The organism is Kitasatospora sp. NPDC093550 (assembly GCF_044764985.1).
Lineage (GTDB): Bacteria > Actinomycetota > Actinomycetes > Streptomycetales > Streptomycetaceae > Kitasatospora.
The window spans coordinates 75,617-94,124 of the sequence record NZ_JBIWJF010000014.1 but is presented as its reverse complement, the minus strand read 5'-3'; the positions used below and the strand labels follow the sequence as shown (position 1 = coordinate 94,124).

Annotated in this window: 18 protein-coding genes; 6 read left to right on the top strand and 12 right to left on the bottom strand. The window is 73.8% G+C overall.

Translation table 11 applies throughout. The annotated features are described in order from the left end of the window. Nucleotides 1-149: 149 nt before the first annotated feature. Nucleotides 150-722: a DUF2017 domain-containing protein gene (locus ACIRD3_RS22930; RefSeq protein ID WP_402219613.1), complete on the bottom strand. Its 573-nt coding sequence runs from the start codon at nucleotides 720-722 to the stop codon at nucleotides 150-152. A gap of 56 nt (nucleotides 723-778) precedes the next feature. Further along, a complete protein-coding gene (clpS, locus tag ACIRD3_RS22925; RefSeq protein WP_402219611.1) occupies nucleotides 779-1,072 on the bottom strand; it encodes an ATP-dependent Clp protease adapter ClpS in 294 nt (97 codons plus the stop codon). Nucleotides 1,073-1,212: 140 nt separating this feature from the next. On the opposite strand from clpS, the gene ACIRD3_RS22920 reads away from it, so the two are divergent. Then, complete coding sequence (locus ACIRD3_RS22920; RefSeq protein ID WP_402219608.1) at nucleotides 1,213-2,547, top strand: nicotinate phosphoribosyltransferase; 1,335 nt, start codon at nucleotides 1,213-1,215, stop codon at nucleotides 2,545-2,547. Nucleotides 2,548-2,837: 290 nt separating this feature from the next. After that, nucleotides 2,838-3,428, top strand: coding sequence for an isochorismatase family protein (locus ACIRD3_RS22915; protein ID WP_402219606.1), 591 nt, complete (start codon nucleotides 2,838-2,840; stop codon nucleotides 3,426-3,428). 85 nt (nucleotides 3,429-3,513) lie between these two features. Here ACIRD3_RS22915 and ACIRD3_RS22910 read toward each other — a convergent pair whose 3' ends face one another. Next, nucleotides 3,514-4,518, bottom strand: coding sequence for a hypothetical protein (locus ACIRD3_RS22910; protein WP_402219603.1), 1,005 nt, complete (start codon nucleotides 4,516-4,518; stop codon nucleotides 3,514-3,516). A 256-nt stretch (nucleotides 4,519-4,774) separates the two neighbouring features. Between ACIRD3_RS22910 and ACIRD3_RS22905 the strand changes: the two genes are divergently transcribed. After that, nucleotides 4,775-5,428, top strand: coding sequence for a hypothetical protein (locus ACIRD3_RS22905; protein WP_402219600.1), 654 nt, complete (start codon nucleotides 4,775-4,777; stop codon nucleotides 5,426-5,428). Nucleotides 5,429-6,031: 603 nt separating this feature from the next. Next, nucleotides 6,032-6,472: an RNA polymerase sigma factor gene (locus tag ACIRD3_RS22900; RefSeq protein ID WP_402219598.1), complete on the top strand. Its 441-nt coding sequence runs from the start codon at nucleotides 6,032-6,034 to the stop codon at nucleotides 6,470-6,472. Between the two features lie 57 nt (nucleotides 6,473-6,529). On the opposite strand, the gene ACIRD3_RS22895 is transcribed toward ACIRD3_RS22900, so the two are convergent. The 5 genes from ACIRD3_RS22895 to ACIRD3_RS22875 form a co-directional block, all read right to left on the bottom strand. After that, nucleotides 6,530-7,129, bottom strand: coding sequence for a DinB family protein (locus ACIRD3_RS22895; protein WP_402219597.1), 600 nt, complete (start codon nucleotides 7,127-7,129; stop codon nucleotides 6,530-6,532). Nucleotides 7,130-7,224: 95 nt separating this feature from the next. Continuing rightward, nucleotides 7,225-8,418 (bottom strand): type VII secretion-associated serine protease mycosin, encoded by a 1,194-nt coding sequence (mycP, locus tag ACIRD3_RS22890; RefSeq protein ID WP_402219595.1) that lies wholly within the window; start codon nucleotides 8,416-8,418, stop codon nucleotides 7,225-7,227. A gap of 86 nt (nucleotides 8,419-8,504) precedes the next feature. Beyond that, the gene (locus ACIRD3_RS22885; RefSeq protein ID WP_402219593.1) at nucleotides 8,505-9,914 is read right to left on the bottom strand and encodes a hypothetical protein; all 1,410 of its coding nucleotides are present in this window, start codon (nucleotides 9,912-9,914) and stop codon (nucleotides 8,505-8,507) included. A gap of 39 nt (nucleotides 9,915-9,953) precedes the next feature. Beyond that, complete coding sequence (locus ACIRD3_RS22880; protein ID WP_402219590.1) at nucleotides 9,954-10,424, bottom strand: hypothetical protein; 471 nt, start codon at nucleotides 10,422-10,424, stop codon at nucleotides 9,954-9,956. A gap of 94 nt (nucleotides 10,425-10,518) precedes the next feature. Continuing rightward, the gene (locus ACIRD3_RS22875; protein ID WP_402219587.1) at nucleotides 10,519-11,265 is read right to left on the bottom strand and encodes an endonuclease V; all 747 of its coding nucleotides are present in this window, start codon (nucleotides 11,263-11,265) and stop codon (nucleotides 10,519-10,521) included. A 222-nt stretch (nucleotides 11,266-11,487) separates the two neighbouring features. On the opposite strand from ACIRD3_RS22875, the gene ACIRD3_RS22870 reads away from it, so the two are divergent. After that, nucleotides 11,488-11,772 carry a hypothetical protein gene (locus ACIRD3_RS22870; RefSeq protein WP_402219584.1) on the top strand — a complete coding sequence of 95 codons (285 nt, stop codon included), beginning with the start codon at nucleotides 11,488-11,490 and terminating at the stop codon, nucleotides 11,770-11,772. A gap of 36 nt (nucleotides 11,773-11,808) precedes the next feature. Here ACIRD3_RS22870 and ACIRD3_RS22865 read toward each other — a convergent pair whose 3' ends face one another. Continuing rightward, the gene (locus tag ACIRD3_RS22865) at nucleotides 11,809-12,585 is read right to left on the bottom strand and encodes an RDD family protein (protein WP_402219581.1); all 777 of its coding nucleotides are present in this window, start codon (nucleotides 12,583-12,585) and stop codon (nucleotides 11,809-11,811) included. A gap of 110 nt (nucleotides 12,586-12,695) precedes the next feature. Next, nucleotides 12,696-14,261 (bottom strand): RDD family protein, encoded by a 1,566-nt coding sequence (locus tag ACIRD3_RS22860; RefSeq protein WP_402219578.1) that lies wholly within the window; start codon nucleotides 14,259-14,261, stop codon nucleotides 12,696-12,698. A gap of 389 nt (nucleotides 14,262-14,650) precedes the next feature. Between ACIRD3_RS22860 and ACIRD3_RS22855 the strand changes: the two genes are divergently transcribed. Further along, nucleotides 14,651-15,067 (top strand): SsgA family sporulation/cell division regulator, encoded by a 417-nt coding sequence (locus ACIRD3_RS22855; protein ID WP_402219576.1) that lies wholly within the window; start codon nucleotides 14,651-14,653, stop codon nucleotides 15,065-15,067. Nucleotides 15,068-15,231: 164 nt separating this feature from the next. Here the strand turns inward: ACIRD3_RS22855 and ACIRD3_RS22850 are convergent, their stop codons facing one another. Both ACIRD3_RS22850 and ACIRD3_RS22845 read right to left on the bottom strand, forming a co-directional pair. Next, nucleotides 15,232-16,644, bottom strand: coding sequence for a glycosyltransferase 87 family protein (locus ACIRD3_RS22850; protein ID WP_402219573.1), 1,413 nt, complete (start codon nucleotides 16,642-16,644; stop codon nucleotides 15,232-15,234). Between the two features lie 257 nt (nucleotides 16,645-16,901). Further along, on the bottom strand, nucleotides 16,902-18,476 hold the full coding sequence (locus ACIRD3_RS22845) for a cellulose binding domain-containing protein (RefSeq protein ID WP_402219570.1): 1,575 nt from the start codon (nucleotides 18,474-18,476) through the stop codon (nucleotides 16,902-16,904). Nucleotides 18,477-18,508: the final 32 nt, after the last annotated feature.

Sequence of the window (18,508 nt, the reverse complement as noted above, 5' to 3'; positions counted from 1 at the left end):
CGGGCACGATCGCCCCGGAAACGCGAACGGGAGCGGACTCGGCCGCTCCCCGTTCACCTACGGATCCTCCGGGATCCATGGCCCGTTCACCCCGGTGCACGCCGCCCGACCCCGCCGCCCGGCGGCACGGGCCGCGCGCCCGCGGCGGCTCAGTCGCCCATCGCCTCCAGCAGCGACTCCTGCATCGCCCCCAGCCACAGGTACGCCATCACCAGCGGCTTGCGCTCGTCGCCGTCCGGCAGCGCGTAGAGGCCCTCCTCGTCCTCCTCGGTGACCTCCAGCCGGACGCCGAGCGCGAGCCGCAGGTCGTTCAGCGCGCCCAGCCAGCGCAGGCACTCGGGGGTGCCCAGCTTGAGCACCCCGTCGCCGCCGAGGCCGTCGAGCGCCCGGACCACGAACAGCGCGTCGTCCCGCTTGCGGGCCCGCAGGTCCAGCTCGGTGAAGCGGCGGAACTCCCCGGACGCGGCCTTGGACTCGTCGTCCTCCGTCTTCTGCGGGTCGCCGTAGGCATCCGGGAAGAACCGGGCCAGCACCGGGTCGGCGGGCGCCTCGGTGGGCCCCTCGGCGAACAGCGCGGCCAGCGGGTCGCCGCCCTCCCCGCCCGGACCGGGGCCGATCAGCTCCAGCAACTGCACTTCCAGCGAGCGGAGGATGGAGACCTCCCACTCGTCCAGCGCGATCGCCGCGCCGCCACCGCCGGTGCTCTCGAACAACCCAGCCATCTGTATCGGTCAGCCCGTCTTCGTCGTCTTCGGTCGTACGGCCGGCGGTTCCGGCGTCAGTCGTGCTGCAGCGTCGCCCAGAGGCCGTAGCCGTGCATCGCCTGGACGTCGCGCTCCATCTCCTCGCGGGAACCGCTGGAGACCACCGCCCGCCCCTTGGTGTGGACGTCCATCATCAGCTCCCTGGCCTTGTCCTTCGGGTAGCCGAAGTAGGCCTGGAAGACGTACTGGACGTAGCTCATCAGGTTGACCGGGTCGTTGTGCACGATGGTCACCCAGGGCGTGTCCGGCTCTGCCACCGGCAGCCCCTCGACCTCGGGGCGCTCGATCTCCGCGGGCGCGACACTCACGCCGGGTCCTCCTCGCTGCACACTCGTCCGTTGCTCCTCACGCCCCATGCTGCCATCCGGGGGACACCCGGGCGATTCCGGCCCGGTCCGCCCGGCGAGAAATCGTCACTCTGACGCTAAGTGGTAGTAGCATCATCCTCATGGACGCCACTTCAGTGCGCGCGGCCGGCTCGACCGCGCTGCTCACCGACCGCTACGAGCTCACCATGCTGCAGGCCGCCCTGCGCAGCGGGGCCGCGCACCGCCGCTCCGTCTTCGAGGTGTTCACCCGCCGCCTGCCGAGCGGCCGCCGCTACGGCGTCATGGCCGGCACCGGCCGGGTGCTCGACGCCGTCGAGGACTTCCGCTTCTCCACCGCCCAGCTGGACTGGCTGGCCGGCCAGGGCGTGGTCGACGAGGACACGCTGCGCTTCCTCGCCGACTACCGCTTCCGCGGCGACATCCACGGCTACCCGGAGGGCGAGGTCTACTTCCCCGGCTCCCCGCTGCTCACCGTCGAGGGCAGCTTCGCCGAGGCCGTGATCCTGGAGACGGTGATCCTGTCGATCCTCAACCACGACTCGGCCATCGCGGCCGCCGCCTCCCGGATGACCGCCGCGGCCGGCGGCCGCCCGGTGATCGAGATGGGCGCCCGCCGGGCCCACGAGCAGGCCGCCGTGGCCGCCGCCCGGGCCGCGTACGTGGCCGGGTTCGCCGCCACCTCCGACCTGGAGGCCGGCTTCACCCACGGCATCCCGACCACCGGCACCGCCGCGCACGCCTTCACCCTGGTCCACGACAGCGAGCGGGACGCCTTCACCGCGCAGATCGCCTCGATGGGCAAGGGCACCACGCTGCTGGTCGACACCTACGACCTGCGCGAGGCCGTGCGCACCGCGGTCGAGGTGGCCGGCCCCGAGCTGGGCGCCGTCCGGATCGACTCCGGCGACCTCACCCTGCTGGCCCACCGGGTCCGCCGCCAGCTGGACGAGCTGGGCGCCGAGAAGACCCGGATCATCGTCACCTCCGACCTGGACGAGTACGCGATCGCCGCGCTGGCCGCCGCCCCGGTGGACGGCTACGGCGTCGGCACCAGCCTGGTCACCGGCAGCGGGCACCCCACCTGCGCGATGGTCTACAAGCTGGTCGCCCGCGCCGGGGCCGACGGCGGGCCGCTGGTGCCGGTGGCCAAGCGCGCGGCGGGGGGCAAGACCAGCATCGGCGGCCGCAAGTGGGCGGCCCGCCGGCCCGACGCCGAGGGCGTGGCCGAGGCCGAGGTGGTCGGCACCGGGCCCGTCCCGGCGGAGCTGCGGCCGCACCTGCTGCAGGTGCCGCTGGTCCGGGCCGGCGAGACCGTCGGCCGGGAGCCGCTGACCGCCGCCCGCGATCGCCACGTCCGCGCCCGCGCCGGGCTGCCGCTGTCGGCCACCCAGCTCTCCAAGGGCGACCCGGTGCTGCCGACCGAGCTGCTGCTGCCGTCCGACGTGGTGCTCTGACGCCCTGCCCTGACGGCCTGCCTTGACGGCCTGCCCTGACGCAGCGTCCTGACCCGCACGGGTCCCGCGACCGGGCGGGACCCGCGATCGGGCGGGAGACCCCGGTCCGGCCACCCGAGCGGTCCCCGGGACTTCCGCCCCCGCGCGGCACTCCCTAGAGTCAGCCGTAGAGTTCCCCCGGAGCTCCCCGAGAACCCCCCGAGCCCCGCACCGCCGGGCCGAGTACTCCCGAGGGCTCCCCCACCGGGGCGCCGCCGCCGGCGGGCCCCCGACATCCGAGGATGCGAGCCATGCACCGGGCACTGATCGTCGTCGACGTTCAGAACGACTTCTGTGAGGGCGGCAGCCTGGCCGTCGCCGGCGGCGCCGAGGTGGCCGCCGCCATCACCGACCTGATCGCCGAGTCCTCCCCCGGCTACCAGCACATCCTCGCCACCCGCGACCACCACATCGACCCGGGTGCACACTTCTCCGCCGATCCGGACTACGTCCACAGCTGGCCCGTCCACTGCGTGGCCGGCACCGAAGGCGTGGGCTTCCACCCCAACTTCGCGCCCGCCGTGATCTCCGGCGCGGTCGAGGCGGTCTTCGACAAGGGCGCCCACTCGGCGGCGTACAGCGGCTTCGAGGGACTGGACGAGAACGCCCGCGGCCCGGTGGAGTGGCTGCGCGAGCGCCAGGTCGACGAGGTCGACGTGGTGGGGATCGCCACCGACCACTGCGTCCGGGCGACCGCGCTGGACGCCGTCCGGGCCGGCTTCACCACCCGCGTCCTGCTGGACCTCACCGCCGGGGTGGCGCCGGAGACCACCGCCGCCGCGCTGGAGGAGCTGCGGGCGGCCGGGGTCGAGCTGGTCGGCACCCCGGTGGTCCGCTCCTGACGCCTCGCGGCGCCGGACGCCCCGCGACGCCACGACCCCAGCGGCGCCGGACCCCCGCGGCAGCGCACCGGCGGCGCCGCGGGGCTCAGACCACCAGCAGCTCCACCACGTCCGTACCGCCGAACCGGTACGCCTCGCGCAGCTCGCCGCCGACCGCGTCCGGGTCGGCGGCCAGCCGTGCGCCGGAGACGTACACCACGCGGATGCCCAGGTACTCCATCCGGTGCTGCCCGCCGCGCACCCAGGCGGCCTCGCCCTCGCTGACGCAGCGCAGGTCCGAGTCCACCTCCACCGCGACGCCACGCTCCGGCCAGTAGAGGTCCGGGACGGCGATGTAGGTGCCGCCGCGCATCCGCAGCTCGGGGGCGTTCAGCGGGACGGGCAGCAGCCACTCGTCCAGCAGGTGGCCGACCCGCTCCAGCACCGAGTCCCGCTCGGCGGCCAGGAGTTCGTCCAGCGCGGCACGCACCCGCGGTTCGCCGGTCAGCCCGGACTCGATCAGCTCGGCGGCCAACTCCCGTACCGTGCAGCCGTTCTCCGGCCGGGAGACGGCCTCCCGCAGCACCTCGCGCACCGGCGCCGCGGCATGCGGGTCCGCCGTCCACTCGCCGAGCGCGTCCGCGACCGCCCGGGCCACCGGCGCGCAGGCCAGTCCGTGCACCGAGCGGGCCACCAACTCCCGTTCGGTGCGCCGGATCCGCACCTCGCCGACGTCCTTCAGCCGGCGCTGGCGGGGGACCAGGACGTCCACCCCGGTCACCGCGGGCAGCCGCGGCACGGCCGCGAAGCCGTACAGCGCCAGCGCGGCCGCGCCGGTGATCACCGCGCCCTCGCGGCGGCCCTCCTCGCGGCCGTTCTGCGCGGCGTAGAGCAGCGCGGCCCAGATCCGCTGCTCCGGGGTGGGACCATCGGACTGCAGCAGGTAGACCCGCGGCAGCATCCGCTGCCAGGGACCGCCCCGGCGGCAGTGCTCGGTGATGACCCGGGCCGGCACGCCCCGGGCGCGCAGCTGGCTCGCGGTGACGACGTTCTGCTGACGCTTCGCCAGCTCCTCCAGCGACGGCGGAGGGGAGGGGATCCGGTAGCTCATGCGGACACCATCCCCAACGACCCGGACCTGCGACCGGGAGCCTGACGCACTGTTACCCAACCGTCGCGAAACCGGGACCAGCCCGCACTAAAGTCCTCATACCCTCACCCATTTGGAGTAATTGACGCTCATACGGTTGTCATACCTGATCGAAAACGATCACCGACCTGGTCGTCTGACCCAGAGTGACCAAGGGCATACGGCGAGGGACCCTCCAGGCGTCAATCCCGCCCCGGGGATTGCCTAGGCTTGCGTCATGTCACGTGACGAGACCGCCGGCCTCCGCGCGGCCCAGCTCCGCCTCGGCCGCCTGCCCGGATACGTCCGCCGCCCGGACCCCGCCCGCCGCAGCGGCGAGAAGGGCCATACGTACAAGAAGGGCTGGGAGGTCCGCTTCACCGCCCGCAGTGAGGCCGAGATAGCAGAGATCCGCGACCTCGTGGTCGCCGCCGGGTTCGCCCCCGCCAGACCGTTCTTCAAAGGCCAGCAGCTGATCCAGCCGGTCTACGGCATGGCGGCGGTGCAGGCCTACCTGGCCGCTAGACAGGCGGCCGAGGAACACGCCGCCCGGGCCGCGGTCGGCCGCCGCCGCCGGGCGGCCTCGGGCCGGGCCGCGGGCCACGCCGGCGGCCCGCTGGCCACCGTTCCGCACGCCGCCGACCCGCACGCCGCCGACCCGCACGCCGCGGTCCCGCATGCCACCGGTCCGCACGCCGCGGTCCCGCACGCCACCGGTCCGGCGCTCCGGTGCGAGCGCGAGGAGGCCGCCCCCGGAGCGGCGGCAGCGGTCGCGGCTGCGGCGGCCGCGCAGGCGGCCCGGCGGCGGGCCGTCGAATCCTTCCCCACCCAGCTCGAACGGGACACCGCCGCCGACCAGGCCTCCCCGTCGGAGGCCCGGACGACCTCCTGACGACACCCCGACGGGCGACCGCACGGCCCGTCCCTCCGCCCCGGCCGCCGAGGCCACGTTCAGGCCGCCGGGGCACGGCCCACCCGCCCGGCACCCGCCGGCACCCCGGCCGACCGGACCCCCGCAGTCCCGGATACCGCCATGCGTGTGGTCGTGACACCGCGGACGCCCCCGCCCGTACCCACAGCCGGGCTCGCGGCCACACCACCGCCGCCCCGGCTGCGAGCGCGGTTGCGCGGACGGTTGTGCGGGAGCGCCTTCGCGCCGTGGGCGTGGACGTCAGCCTCCCCAGGCCCTACGGTGGCACATCAACTGCCTTGCAGTCATAGTCGTCCTACACCCTCTGACCAGCTGCGACACGCTCGCAACTACGCCTCCCCCGCCACTGCGCAGCACCACCCCGCCGGCCCGCGCCGGTCCCCCGCCGGCTCCTGCCCGGCCGCTCAGCCGCCCCGCCGCACCCGGTCGTCACCGGAACCGGACGGACGGCGGCGGGTTCCGGGCATTCCATCGGATTGGTCACCCAGCGCACCGAGGGCCTACCGTAGAGTGAGCACAGATGATCGACCGTCAGAAATCCATCTCCCTTGCCGAGAAGACGAGATGACCAACCGTCATGCGACGTCCGCCGAGCCACCCCCGGGGCCCGGCGAGCCGGAGGACGTACCCCTGGAGTTCACCGCGTTCTGCGAGCTCCACCGCCCCCGGTACCTCAGCTACGCCCGGGTGTGGCTGACCGAGCACAGCGACGCGGCCGGCGCCGTCCAGCAGGCCTTCGCCGAAATCGCCGTGCACTGGCGCGAGTTGATGGGCAGCTCCAACCCCACCGCGCACGCCTGGGAGATCCTGCGCGGCACCGTGGCCGAGCACACCCGGCGTGAGACGCCCGACCCGGACCGCCACCCCGCCGACGACGACCTGGCCATCCTGCACTACGTCGTCGGCCTCGCCGCCCCCGAGATCGCCGACGTCATCGGCACCGACGCCGCCAGCGTCGCCGGCCGACTGCGCCGCACCATGCTGCGCGAGGCCTCCGGCTGGTGACCTCGCGCCGCACGCGCCCCCCGAACGCCTCGCGCGCCTCCCCGCCCCGGGGCCGTCTCAGACCCGCTCGCCCGTCACGTCGAACAGATGGTGCACCGGGTCGTGGATCAGGTACCGCGAGAACGACTCGACCGTGAACCGCGCCCCGTCGCCACGCGTCCCGGTCCGCCGCCACTGCTCGCCCGCCACCCGCTCGAACGCCGCGGCCAGCCGCTCGGCGGCCTCCGCCAGCTCCCCGGCCACCACCCCCGGCAGCTGCTCCCCGTAGCGCTCGGCGACCGCCGTCTCGTCCTGGTCCCAGTTCGCGAACAACGGGTCGTCCTGGTCCAGCATGAGCCCCAGCCGGACGTCGAACAGCCGGAAGACGTCCCGGACGTGACACGCGTACTCCAGGACCGACCAGACGCCCGGCTCCGGCCGCCGCCGCAGCGCCCCCTCGTCCCCCGCCAGCAGCGCCACCCAGGCCCCCGCGTTCGCCCGCACCATCCCCGCGACGTCCTCGCACACCACCTTCGGCGTGTCCAACCCACATTCGGCGCACGGGCGTTCGAGCACCCAGGTCCAGTCCTTGGTGTCCGGGACGATCCCCCCGGCACCGACGGTACGGGCGGCGCGGGCGGTACCGGTCGCGTCGGTCGCGTTCTCAGAAGTGCTCATGCGCCCAGCATGGCCGCCACCCCGACCGCCCCACCAGCGGCAATGCCGCCACCCCCCACCGAATTGCTGCCACCCCCCACCGACCCGACCGCCCCCTACCCCCTCCGCCGCCGGGCCCGCGCCACCGCGACGGCCGACAACGCGAGCACCACCGCACCCGCCGCCACCGCACCGATCACGAGCCCGGTGTCGTCACCGCTCCGGCCACCACTGGCCTCCGGCACCGGCGGCTCCGCGGTGGGCTCGTCCGTCGCGTCATCCGCCGGCGGGACACCCCGCGACTCCGACCGCTTCACGAGCGGGTTCTCCAGAGGCCCGCTGTCCACGGCAGGATTCGCCTCCAGCGCCTTCGCGGGCGCGAGGATCCCGTAGCCGTAGTGGTTGTTGGGCACCACCGTCCCGTTGGCGGGAGGAGTGGCCGACTTGATCATCCGATTGATCACCTGCCCGGCCGACAGGTTGGGGTACTTGGAACGGATGAGCGCGGCAGTGGCGGATACGTAAGCGGTGGAATCCGAGGTGCCGCTCCCGGTCGCATAACTCGTCGGCGACTTCGCCGAGGCGTGATTGATCCCTACGCCAGGCGCGACGAGCGTCGTCTCGGAACCCGACGTGGACTCGTCCCACACGATTCCCGTGGAGTCCAACGCCCCCACGGCCACCACTCCGGGAAAGGCCGCCGGATACCCCACGCCGCTGCTGGAACCATCGTTGCCCGTTCCGGCGACCAGTACGACGTCCTTGGAGATTGCGTACGCAATGGCCTTTCGCGTCTGCGAGTCGAATCGCGAACCACCTGACAGGGAGATGTTGATGACCCTCGCCTGGCGGTCGACGGCGAAGCGGATTGCCGTCGCCAGATCGTTCTGCTCCGGGATGGGACCGCCTTCGCTCGTCCTCACCCTCACAGGAAGAATCTTCGCCTTCGGGGCCAGACCAATCACTCCGGCCTGCGCTCCGTGCCCGTGTCCTGCGATCAGGCTCGCCATACCGGTGCCATGGCCATCAGCGTCAATGCGCCCGTCCGATCGCGTACCGGAGAAGTCGGCACCGGGCAGCACCTGACCGGTGAGGTCTTGATGCTCCGAGTTCACCCCGCTGTCGATCACCGCAACGACGACACCCTCGCCCTGGCTGATCGGCCAGACCTTCGTCTCGGCTTCGAAGGTCTTCAGGGCCCACTGCTGGTCTCTGATCTGATCCGCGGATGCCGCCGGTGCCACGACGCTCCAGGCCAATGCCCCAGCAGCAAGGGCCGCCGTACCACGCGCCACCTGACGGCTCGCCAAACCCGGTCACCTCACGTAACGAGGCATCCCGCAGATCACCGACCTGCGGGATGCGATCAGATCACCTGTCCGTCTACGGACCGGCCTCATTCCACCACGTTCGGGTTGGCCGGCTTGTTCGACGCCCAGGTCTCCTCGTCCTCGACGAGGTAGTCCGGTCGCTTGCCGCCCTTCTCCCCGTCCTTCTTCCGCCCTGGTGCCCCACTCAGTGGGACACCAGGCGACATGCCGTTCGCACCCGTGCCTCCTGGCTCACCCCTGAGCCGGCCTCGCGCCCCCAGCCCGGAGCCGCCCTCCGTGAAGGCTTGTTTGCCGCGCGCCCCAATGTCATACGGTGTCTGCCGGACGGAACCCCCGGGCCCCGCCACGGCCCCACCGCCCTGTTTTGCCCCGGACACACCACCGCGCCCGGCTCCGAGCGCCGGATGGGACTCCTCCCCACCGACGGCGACAGCCCGGCCCCCGCGCGACCCGGCGCCCTGTACTGGCATCTCACCGCTACCGCCGAATCCGGGCGGGCCGGGCGGACCCTGCGTGGTCGGCCCCGAAGGGCTGACCACGGTCTGCCCTCCTCCACCCGAGATCGGTCCACGCGCGGGGTCCGTGACCGGCACCCCGCCCAATCCGGAGGTCTGGGTGCCGGAGGTCGGGGGGCTCGGCACGCTCCCGCTCGGACGGGGCACCGGAGTACCGGAGATGCCTGCATCGGGACCGCGGCTCGTCGTGGTCGAAGGCTTCGGCGGGGCCTGCGCCGTCCCACCCTTGACACCGGGGTCGGTCGGGGCTGCCGCCTGCCTCCCCGCGGAACCAGCCGTCACCGAAGGCCGCGAGGCGTTGGCCCGTTGCGGTGTAGCGGCAGTCGTCGACCGCGCCGGTGCTCCCCCCGTTCCGAACGAGGTGCCCGACACCACCGCCGACACCATTGCGGCCACGTTCCCCGCGTCGTCCTGCGATCCCGGATCAGCTGGCTTCTCGACCTTTCCGGTCGCCGTCAGTGGCGGAGCCTTCAGGGCCGGGGTCGCGATGCGGTAGTGCATGGCGAGGGTCTGCATGACGGTGGCGGCTTCGGCCTTCTTGCGGTCGGCGATGGGGATGTGTTCGTCGTCGCCGTCGCCGAAGAGGGCGGAGACGCCGTCGCCGACGTTGTCCTTGACCTTGTCCCAGGTGCCGGGTTCCTCGGGCATCTCGCGTTTGGCCTTGGCCATGGCTTCGGAGACGCTGTGGAGGATGTTGGCCGCGTCGTTGGCGTAGGCGGCGGCGTTGTTGATGCTGGCGGCGAGGTTGAGCATGCGGGTGTGGAAGGCGTCGCTGGTGGTGCCTTCCCAGGTGGTGGCGGCTTCGGTGCTGGCTTTGGTGAGGGTGAGGCGGATCCGTTTGAGGGTGTCGGCGGCGGTGCGCCAGGGGTCGCCGGCGGCCATGACCGCGCCGGGGTCGAGGGCCTGGGCCATGGTGCGGAGTTGGGCGTGGCTGTACTTGGTGAAGTCGGTGTAGACCACGGGCGGGACGGCCTCCGTTCTGGTCCGGGCGGGCGGCGGTCAGATGGTGGCGTTGCCGCGGTGGGACGGGGTGAGGTTCTTCTCGCGCGCGGCCTGGCTGGTCGCGGAGGGGTGGTCGACGGACCAGCCGTCACCGCTGAGCTTGAGCTTCTGTGCGGTGTGCTGGTCGTGTTCCTCGTAGTTGGTGGCGGTGAGGTCGGCCTTCTGCTGGGCTTCGTCCACGGCGTCCTGGAGCTGGTTGAGGACGTCGCGCAGCGCGTCCCGCATGGTGCTGTAGCGGCCGTGGATCTCGGTGGCTTCGGCGAAGGTGCCGAAGGCGTTCTTGCCGATTCCGCTGCGGCCGTGGGTGTCGGTGCCGTCGGCGTGCTTCTGGAAGTCGGCGAGCAGGAGCCGTACTTGGCCGGCGAAGGTGCGGAGTTGTTCGACCTCGACGCGGTAGCCCTGGCCGGCGCCGCCGGTGGAGCCGGTACCCGTGCTCGTGCCGGAACCCGTGCCCGTGCCTGATCCCATGTCGGCACCCCCGTGCGTCCGTTCTCGGCGGTCGGGGCCGGGCCCCGGTGTCTCATGTCTAACACACCGGGCCCGAATCCCGCCCCGGGCTTGGTCAGTTCGCGGTCGTCCGGCCGTGCAGGGCCTCGGTGAGGGCACGGCGGCAGAGGGCGTCGGCGTGCCGGGTGGTCTCGGGGAGGCGGTAACGGCGGGCGAGGTCGAGGGTGGTTCGGACGGCGGTGTCGAGGCCGATCCGGTGGCCGACGGAGACGAAGACGGGTTTGACGCCGGGCCGGGTGCGTACGGCGCGGCCGACTTCTTCGCCGGTGGCGGGGTCGGTGAGGGGGGTCCAGGAGCCGCGGGGGGCGTCGGGTGCGTGGTGCTCGAAGGTGAAGGGGGTCTTGGCGACCCCGAGGGTGCGCAGTCCGGTGAGGACGCCGAGGTGGCTGGCGAGGCCGAGGCGTCGGGGGTGGGCGAGGCCGTAGCCGTCGCAGACGACGGTGTCGGGGGTGCGGGTGAGGGCGGCCAGGGCGTCGAGGACGGCGGGGAGTTCGCGGAAGGCGAGCAGTCCGGGGACGTAGGGGAAGGCGATCCGGCCGGTGGCGGTGGCCTGTTCCACGACGTCCAGGGTGTCCCGGTCGAGCAGGACGGCGGCGGCGACGACGAGGTCGTGGTCGTCGTCGTAGGCGACGTCCACGCCGGCGATCAGCCGGCCGACGCTCGCGTCGCCGTCCCGGGTTCCGCCGGCCCCGGCCTCCCCTCCGCGCACCTCGTCGTCGTGGGCCTGGACGAGCGGGCGCAGCCGCTGCTGTTCGGCGAGTGCCTCGGCCTCGGTGGCGGGCCAGTCGGCGGGAATGGGCACGGTCGGTTCCCCCGGTGTGTGGTGGTGCGTGCGGCGCGTGGTGCGGACAGGTTCCGGTTCACCGTACAGACCGGGGCGGACGACCCCGGGGTGAGCCCGTGCGCCCCCTGTGCCCCCGGACGGGTGGCCTAGCCTGGAGTTCCCGAACTCCCGTGCCGGGTAGGACTCCTGGAACCGGCCCCAACCCGCGCCCGTTCCCCCGACGTGCGAAGGATCTCCGCCATGCCGCGTCCCTCCGCTGCCCAGGTCTGCCTCGGCTCGTTCACCGTCGTCGCCTCCACGGTGGCACTGTTGGCCGTCTCGGGCGCCGATGGCGTCCTGGCGGTGGCGGTGCTGGTCGTGTTCGCGCTGGCGCTCGGCACCGTGGTGACGGTGCTCTCGCTGTCCGCGTCGTCCATGGCCTCCCCCGCCGGCCCGCTCGCCGCCCCGGCGACCACCGGGGCCGCCGCCGAGTCCGCCACCGGGGCCGGAGCACCCGCCGAACGCGCGTACGCCCGGCAGCGCTGATCCGCTGCCGGGCGCGGGCGCGTTCCGTGCCGCCGCTCAGACTTCCGTGGTGACCACCACGGTTTTCGCGGCCTTGTCGTGGACGCACTGCCGGTACGGCTTGTCGAAGACGCCGAACAGCCCGTCGATGATCCACCAGAGCGCGGCGCAGCAGAGCACGGCCGGGAGGATGAAGACCGCCGCGCGGGTCCAGGCGGCGGCCTGGGTCGGGGTGTTGCCGTCGATGAGCATGGCGACGCGGATCTTCATCGCCTTCTTGCCGAGGGTCTGGCCGTCCCGGCTGACCATCAGGGCCTCGTAGATGAGGTAGAGGGCGCAGGCGAGCCAGAACGCCTCGGTGGAGCCGTTGCGTTCGCTGAGGTCGGCGAAGGGCGCCACCACGACCACGGCGATGATCTGCATGATGAGGTAGTCGATCAGCCGGGCGACGATCCGCTTGGGCCAGGTGCCGATCGGCGGCATGCCGGGCACGGGCCCGGCGCCGGGGGTCCCGTACGCGCCGGGGCCGTAACCGGTGCCGTAGCCGGGCGGGGGCTGGTCGTAGGGGTTCTGGCCATAGGGGTTCTGACCGTGGGTCCGGCCGCCGTACGGGCTCCCGCCGTAGGTGCCCTGGTACGCGCCGGGGCCGTCGTCCGGCGCTTCGGACGAACCTCCGGACGAACCTCCGGACGAGCCTCCGCCGGGGCCTTCGGACGGGGTCGGGCCCGACGGCTCGCCTTCCGGCGTGCCGCCGCCCGGCTGCGGGGACTGCTTGTCGAAGGAGGGCTTGCCGCCCCCCTCCGGCTGGGGGCCTGAGGGGTCGTGGGTGCTCATTCCCCGAGTAGAACATCGCACATTCTCAAGCTTTGGGATATTTTGCCCGTTTTGCTGCCGTTGGCCGGAAGGGGCCGCCGGCGGCAAAGGGAGGGGTCGCGGGGCCCTCCTCAGGCCCGTACCACCCTGGTCCGGGCGGCGCGGTCCTGCCAGCCGCGCCGGGCCGGGCGGTCGAACACCGGCCAGACCAGGCCGAGCAGCAGCACCGTGCCCACCTGCCGGACGACCCACCGGGTCAGGGACCGGCCGAGGCTCAGCCCGGCCCTGGCCGCAGGAGTACCGGGGGCGGCCACGTCCACCACCCGGATCCGGGCCAGTCGCTTGCCGAAGGTCTGGCCGGTGCGGGCGGTCGGCAGCACCTCGTAGAGCAGGCTGACGAAGAGCAGGATGCCGATCAGCACAGCGATCTTGCCCACCACCACGTCGTCCACCAGCCACACCTGGACCTGGCGACGGGTGAGGGCGCTGGCCATCCGGGCCTGGTCGAGCTTCTCCTGGATGTGGTCGGAGACGGAGGCGGCGAGCGGGATCCCGGCGGCGACGGCGACCACCAACAGGACGGCGGTGTCCACCGCCCGGGCCGCCAGCCGGCGCCCCAGCCCGGCCGGAACGGCGGCGCGCGAGGCGGATCGGCGACGGACGGCGGTCTGCCGGGCCTGACGCACGGCGGGCATCGGCGTGGTGGGTACGGCGGTGGTGGCCGCCCCGCGCCCCGCCTCCGCAGCCGCCGCGTCCTCGGCCCTCGCCTGCTTCGCCCTCGCCCCCGTCACCGCCGCTTGCGCGACCACCGGCACCGCGCCGGAGGCCTCGACGGCCGGAGCCTCCCGCACCGCCACCGCCATGGCCGGCGCGACGGCGGTGGCCAGCTCGACGGCAACAGGAGCACGCTCCGCCTCCGCACGCCCCTCCTCCGCCTCGGGCGCCCCCGGAAGCACCCCCCAGGAGACCCAGCGCGGCGCACCGCCCGTCTCCATCAGGCCCCGCTGTGCCCGCGGATCGGCCTGCCATCCCGACTCCTCGGGCGCAGCTCCGGAAGTCGTTGCGGCCACCGTGCCGACCGCCGCACCCTCGACGGCCCCGGTCGGCGCAGTCCCGGTCGACGCCGCCCCGGTAGGCGCAGTCCCGATCGGCACCGCCCCGGCCGGCGTGCCCCCGCCCGCCGGAGCCCCTGCGCCCAGCGGTACGTCCGAGCCCAGCGCCACCTCGGAGAGCCCGGGAGCCCCGCCGCCCGCCGTCGGCCCGACCGTCCGGAACACCGGCCCGCCGATCACCTCCGCCACCCGCGGCCCGAGCACGAACGACGCCCCGCCCGAGGTCTGGTCGAAGTACACCGGCCCGGTGTCGCCGCCTCCGACGGACGGCTCCACCTCCGGCACGGACACGGGCACGGGCCTCGGCGCGGACACGGGCGTCGGCTCGGGCACGGGCGCCGCGGCCTCCGGAACCACCGGGGGAGGCACCGCCCGCGCCGGGCGGGCGCCCGGGGCGGGCCGCCGGGTCGCGTACCGGGGCGGCTCCAGCACCTCGCCCTCGGCGGGCGCGGGCCGGCTGGTGCCGGGTACCCAGGCGGAGCCGCCCCAGTACCGGACGAAGCCGGGGATGGAGGGGTCGGGGTAGTACCCCGGCCCGGGTGCGACGGCCGGGTCGCCGCCGTCGGCGAAGGAGCGGTCCGTCATGGGGGTCTTCTTTCCTGGCAGGTCCTGACGAGGGCAAGGAAGGAGCCGGTAGACCGACTGCGGCACATCCGCCCGCGCGCACCACCCGGCGCTCGGCGCGCGTGGGGGCGCGACCGATGGGCGGACAGTCGTCGGGCAATCACAAAGGGTAGTACCTCGCCGAACCCCCGACGGGAAGTTCGCGAATCCCCGGACAGCGGAGGGCCGCTCACGGTAAGGAACCAGGCGCGCGGCAAGCCCTCGCGCGCCGCGTGACCGCCCGTTCGCCACCCCCACCGAACGTCCCGAAGAAATCCCGGAAACGTGTGTAAGAGCCGGTGCGGACCGCCCTCTCAAAGGTCACAGGGCCCGGAACCGGGTACGACCCGAAGACAGAGAGGAAGACGATCATGGAGCGCCCCGTCAGCGTCGTCGAGCACGAGTTGGAGCTCAACCTGGTGCTCTCGCCGGAGCACAGCGTGCCCGTCCCGGCGCGGTTGTCCTACGGCAGCCACGACCCGTACGCCGTCTACATCACCTTCCACCTGGACACCGGCTCCCCGGTGACCTGGGTGTTCGCCCGCGAGCTGCTGGTCGAGGGCACCTTCCGCCCGTGCGGCCAGGGCGACGTGCGGATCTGGCCGACCCGCTCGGGCCGGCGCAGCGTGCTCTGCCTGGCGTTGAGCTCGCCCGCCGGGGACGCACTGCTGGAGGCACCGCTGCCGGCCGTCGCGGCCTGGCTGGAGCGGGCGCACCGGCTGGTCCCGCCGGGCAGCGAGATGGCCGCGCTGGACATGGACGGCTCGCTCGCCGAGCTGCTCGCCTAGGCGTGCGCGGCAACGTGCACCTGCGCGTACCCGACCGACACGTACCCGACCGACACGGCGGCCGGGGGAACGACCCGCAGAGCCCCCGACAGGGCGACCGGCGGAGCGATCCTCGGGTCGACCGCCGGATCGATCGAGGGAGCGGGAGCGGCGCCCCCGCCGGCTCAGCGGGCCGCGGGGGCCTGCTGACGACCGCGGGCGGCGTCCGGGCCGCCACCATCGCCACCGCCGTCGCGCTGTCCGGGCAGCCGGACCAGCGGCGCGCCGGCGGAGCGACGGCGCGCCCTTATCCGGATCGCGGCGGCGAGCAGGAAGCACAGCCCGACCCACGGGTAGACCGAGGTCGGCAGCTGGCGCCACGGTGACAGGTGGAGCACGGCCGTGCCGACCGGCTTCGCCGCCCACATCGCGAAGGAGAGGAAGGCCACCAGCGTGGCCCAGAAGACCGCCCGCCAGCGCAGTCGGCGGACGCCGACCGGGCGGGCATGCTCGACGGAGGCCTCGGCGGCGAGCAGGACGAGCAGCGGGACGCACCAGACCCAGTGATGGGTCCAGCTGATCGGCGAGATCAGCACGGCGGTGACGGCCGCGCAGCAGACGCCCCAGGCCTCGGCCCGGGGCAGCCAGCGGCCGCTGCGGGCGGCCCAGGCGGCGACGGCGAGGCCGGCCAGCGCGACCAGGCCCGCGCCCAGTGTGGCGACGGTGCCGGGTTCGGCGGAGTGCAGCAGGCGGGCGAAGGCGCCGCGCAGCGACTGGTTGTCGACGATCCAGGTCTTGCCGACCCGGGAGGAGTCGTAGAGGTACCTGGTCCAGAAGCCCCAGGTCGCGTCGGGCAGGACGAGGGCGCCGAGCAGGAAGGTGCCCAGGAAGGTGAGGCCGGCCACGAAGGCGGCCCGGACCCGCCCGGTGATCAGGAGGTAGACGGCGAACAGGCCGGGAGTGAGCTTGATGCCGGCGGCGATGCCGATGGCCACGCCCTTGCTGCGGCGTTCATCCGAACGGGTGAGGTCCCAGAGGATCAGGCAGGCGAGCGCGAGGTTGATCTGGCCGTAGCGGAGCGTGGTGAAGACGGGCTCCAGCCAGACCCCGAGCCCGGTCACCAGGACCACGCCGACCGGCCGCAGCTCACGGCGCGGCCAGCCGACCAGCTTGAAGGACAGGTGGGTCAGCAGGGCGAGCAGCCCGAGGTTGCCGAGAGTGATCGCCACCCGGAGGAAGGGCACCGGGAACCAGGTGGTCGGGACGAACAGCATCGCCGCGAACGGGGGGTAGGTCGCGGGCAGGCTCCACTCGGTGACGCGCAGCCCGTACAGGTCGGCGCCGTCGGCGACGGCGGCACCCTCGGCCCGGTAGACGATCATGTCCACCATGGAGGTGTGCACGAAGTGGCGCACCACGGCGTAGACGACCAGGGACAGCAGCGCCAGCGCGGAGGCGGCCAGCAGCGGCCGGCGGGGCGCTTCGCGCAGGGCCCGGACGGGAGCGCCGAGTGCCCGGAGCAGCCGGTCCGACAGGGAGGCGGGCGCGGGGTCGGGTGCGGTCCGCACCGGGCTGCGCTCGTCTTGTACCGCTGTCACTGTCCACTCCGTCCACCGCTCGGCCAACCAGCGACGATACCGGATGCCACCCGAACGGAGCCGGACACGAGTGACTACGGAACGTGGCCAAGGCGCCCCGAGCGGTCGGCCCCGGCCGCGAACGGAGCGGCGGACGAGCGAGCCCCGGCCACCCCGCCCGGCCGCGAACGGAGGAGCGAAGGAGTGAGCCCCGGCCACCCGTGCTCGGCTGCGGACTGAGCACGGACGGCCGGGGCCGCGCGGGAACCCGGCGGGCCTCAGCCCGTGTACGCCCCGAAGGCCCGGGTGAAGTCCAGCGGCTGCTGGACGATGCTGCTGCAGGTGGCGTCCGCGTAGGCCTTGGCGCCGCCCTCGCAGGCCTTGTCCCGGGTGCCGGACCACATGGCGAGCCAGGCGAGGTGCTTGGTCCTGGCGAAGTCGGCGAGCTGCTTGGCGTCGGCCACGGTGAAGACCTCGCTGGCCACGTCGTTGACGCCGATCATCGGGGTGACCGCGACCCTGCGCCAGGCGGTCGCGTCGTCCAGCCCCAGCACGCTCTTCACCTGGGCCTGGGTGGCGGTGGCCGCGGCGATCGCGTACGTGCCCATCCGGCCCTGCGGGTTGGGGGCGACGCCGTCGCCGAAGTCCATCGCCATGATGTTGACGGCACCGATCGCGACGCCGTTGGCCTTGGCGTCGGCGACCAGGTCGACGCCCTCCTGGGTCAGGCCGGAGGGCAGCGCGGGCAGGGTGTAGGAGACGTCGAGGGCCTTGCCCTTGGCGGCGGCGTTCTTCTGCAGCTGGGCGATCGCCTGGGCGCGCCGGGTGTTGGCGGCGGTGTTCGCTATCGCGCCGCCTTCGACGTCGAAGTCCAGCTTGGTCGCGCCGTACGCGTCCACCACCTTCTGGTACGCGGCCGTGAGGTCGGCGGTGGAACCGCAGACGAGGGCGAGTTCGCTGCCGTTGGCACCGCCGAAGGAGACCCGGACGTCGCCGCCGATCGCGCGCAGCGCGCCGATCTGCGCGGCCACCGCGTCGGCGGACAGGTCGCTGACCCCGCCCCACTTGGGCACGCAGCCGCCGCCGGACACGACGAAGGCGAGGTTGACGTTCTTCACGCCGCTCGCCTTGGCGGTGGCCACCAGGTCGTACGGCGGGTAGAGCGAGGTGTCCACGTACGGGGCGAAGCCGGCTCCGGCGCCGGCCGGGGGGACGGGCCCACCGGTCGCCGTGGGAGTGGCGGTGGGGGTGGCGGTCGGCGCCGGGGTGGTCGGCTTCGTCGTGGCGGTCGGGCTGGGCTTGGCGGTGGCGGTCGGGGTGACCGTCGGCGAGCCGGTCGGGGTGGCCGTGGGAGAGGCGGTGGCGGTCGGACGCCCCGAGGGGGTGGGCGGGGTCCCGTCGCCGGCCTTGCAGGAGGAACCGTTGATCAGGCAGTGGGCCGGCTCGGCCTGGGCCGCGCCCGCGCCCCGGGCGACGAAGCCGACCACCACGCTCTTGCCGGGCTCCAGCCGCTTGCTCCAGGCCTCCGGCTTGACCGTGATGTGCTGCCCCTGGGCGGTGAAGGTGGCGTTCCAGAGCGAGTCGATCGTCGCCCCGGCCGGCAGGTCGAAGCTGAGCGTCCAGTCCTCGATCGGGCTGCGGTCCGGGTTGGTGACCAGGTACTGGCCGGTGTAGCCGGCGTCCCAGGTGCTGGTCCGGCTGTAGACGGCGCCGAGCGAGGCGGCGCTGGCCGAGGAGGCGAGGACGACCGTCCCGCCCGCGACGAGGGCGGCGGCGACCGCGGCGGCCCCGACGATCGCGCCCTTGCGGCTGCGCCTGCGGTGGCCGGAGCGACGGGTGGGCTGGGTGGTCATGGCGCGTTACCTCCGCGGATGCCTTCGGTCGG

Bases quoted from the DNA above. Each gene is read 5' to 3' on its own strand.
- ACIRD3_RS22930 (WP_402219613.1), bottom strand. From the start codon at position 722: ATGGCTGGGTTGTTCGAGAGCACCGGCGGTGGCGGCGCGGCGATCGCG.
- ACIRD3_RS22920 (WP_402219608.1), top strand. From the start codon at position 1,213: ATGGACGCCACTTCAGTGCGCGCGGCCGGCTCGACCGCGCTGCTCACC.
- ACIRD3_RS22915 (WP_402219606.1), top strand. From the start codon at position 2,838: ATGCACCGGGCACTGATCGTCGTCGACGTTCAGAACGACTTCTGTGAG.
- ACIRD3_RS22910 (WP_402219603.1), bottom strand. From the start codon at position 4,518: ATGAGCTACCGGATCCCCTCCCCTCCGCCGTCGCTGGAGGAGCTGGCG.
- ACIRD3_RS22905 (WP_402219600.1), top strand. From the start codon at position 4,775: ATGTCACGTGACGAGACCGCCGGCCTCCGCGCGGCCCAGCTCCGCCTC.
- ACIRD3_RS22900 (WP_402219598.1), top strand. From the start codon at position 6,032: ATGACCAACCGTCATGCGACGTCCGCCGAGCCACCCCCGGGGCCCGGC.
- ACIRD3_RS22895 (WP_402219597.1), bottom strand. From the start codon at position 7,129: ATGAGCACTTCTGAGAACGCGACCGACGCGACCGGTACCGCCCGCGCC.
- ACIRD3_RS22880 (WP_402219590.1), bottom strand. From the start codon at position 10,424: ATGGGATCAGGCACGGGCACGGGTTCCGGCACGAGCACGGGTACCGGC.
- ACIRD3_RS22870 (WP_402219584.1), top strand. From the start codon at position 11,488: ATGCCGCGTCCCTCCGCTGCCCAGGTCTGCCTCGGCTCGTTCACCGTC.
- ACIRD3_RS22865 (WP_402219581.1), bottom strand. From the start codon at position 12,585: ATGAGCACCCACGACCCCTCAGGCCCCCAGCCGGAGGGGGGCGGCAAG.
- ACIRD3_RS22860 (WP_402219578.1), bottom strand. From the start codon at position 14,261: ATGACGGACCGCTCCTTCGCCGACGGCGGCGACCCGGCCGTCGCACCC.
- ACIRD3_RS22855 (WP_402219576.1), top strand. From the start codon at position 14,651: ATGGAGCGCCCCGTCAGCGTCGTCGAGCACGAGTTGGAGCTCAACCTG.
- ACIRD3_RS22845 (WP_402219570.1), bottom strand. From the start codon at position 18,476: ATGACCACCCAGCCCACCCGTCGCTCCGGCCACCGCAGGCGCAGCCGC.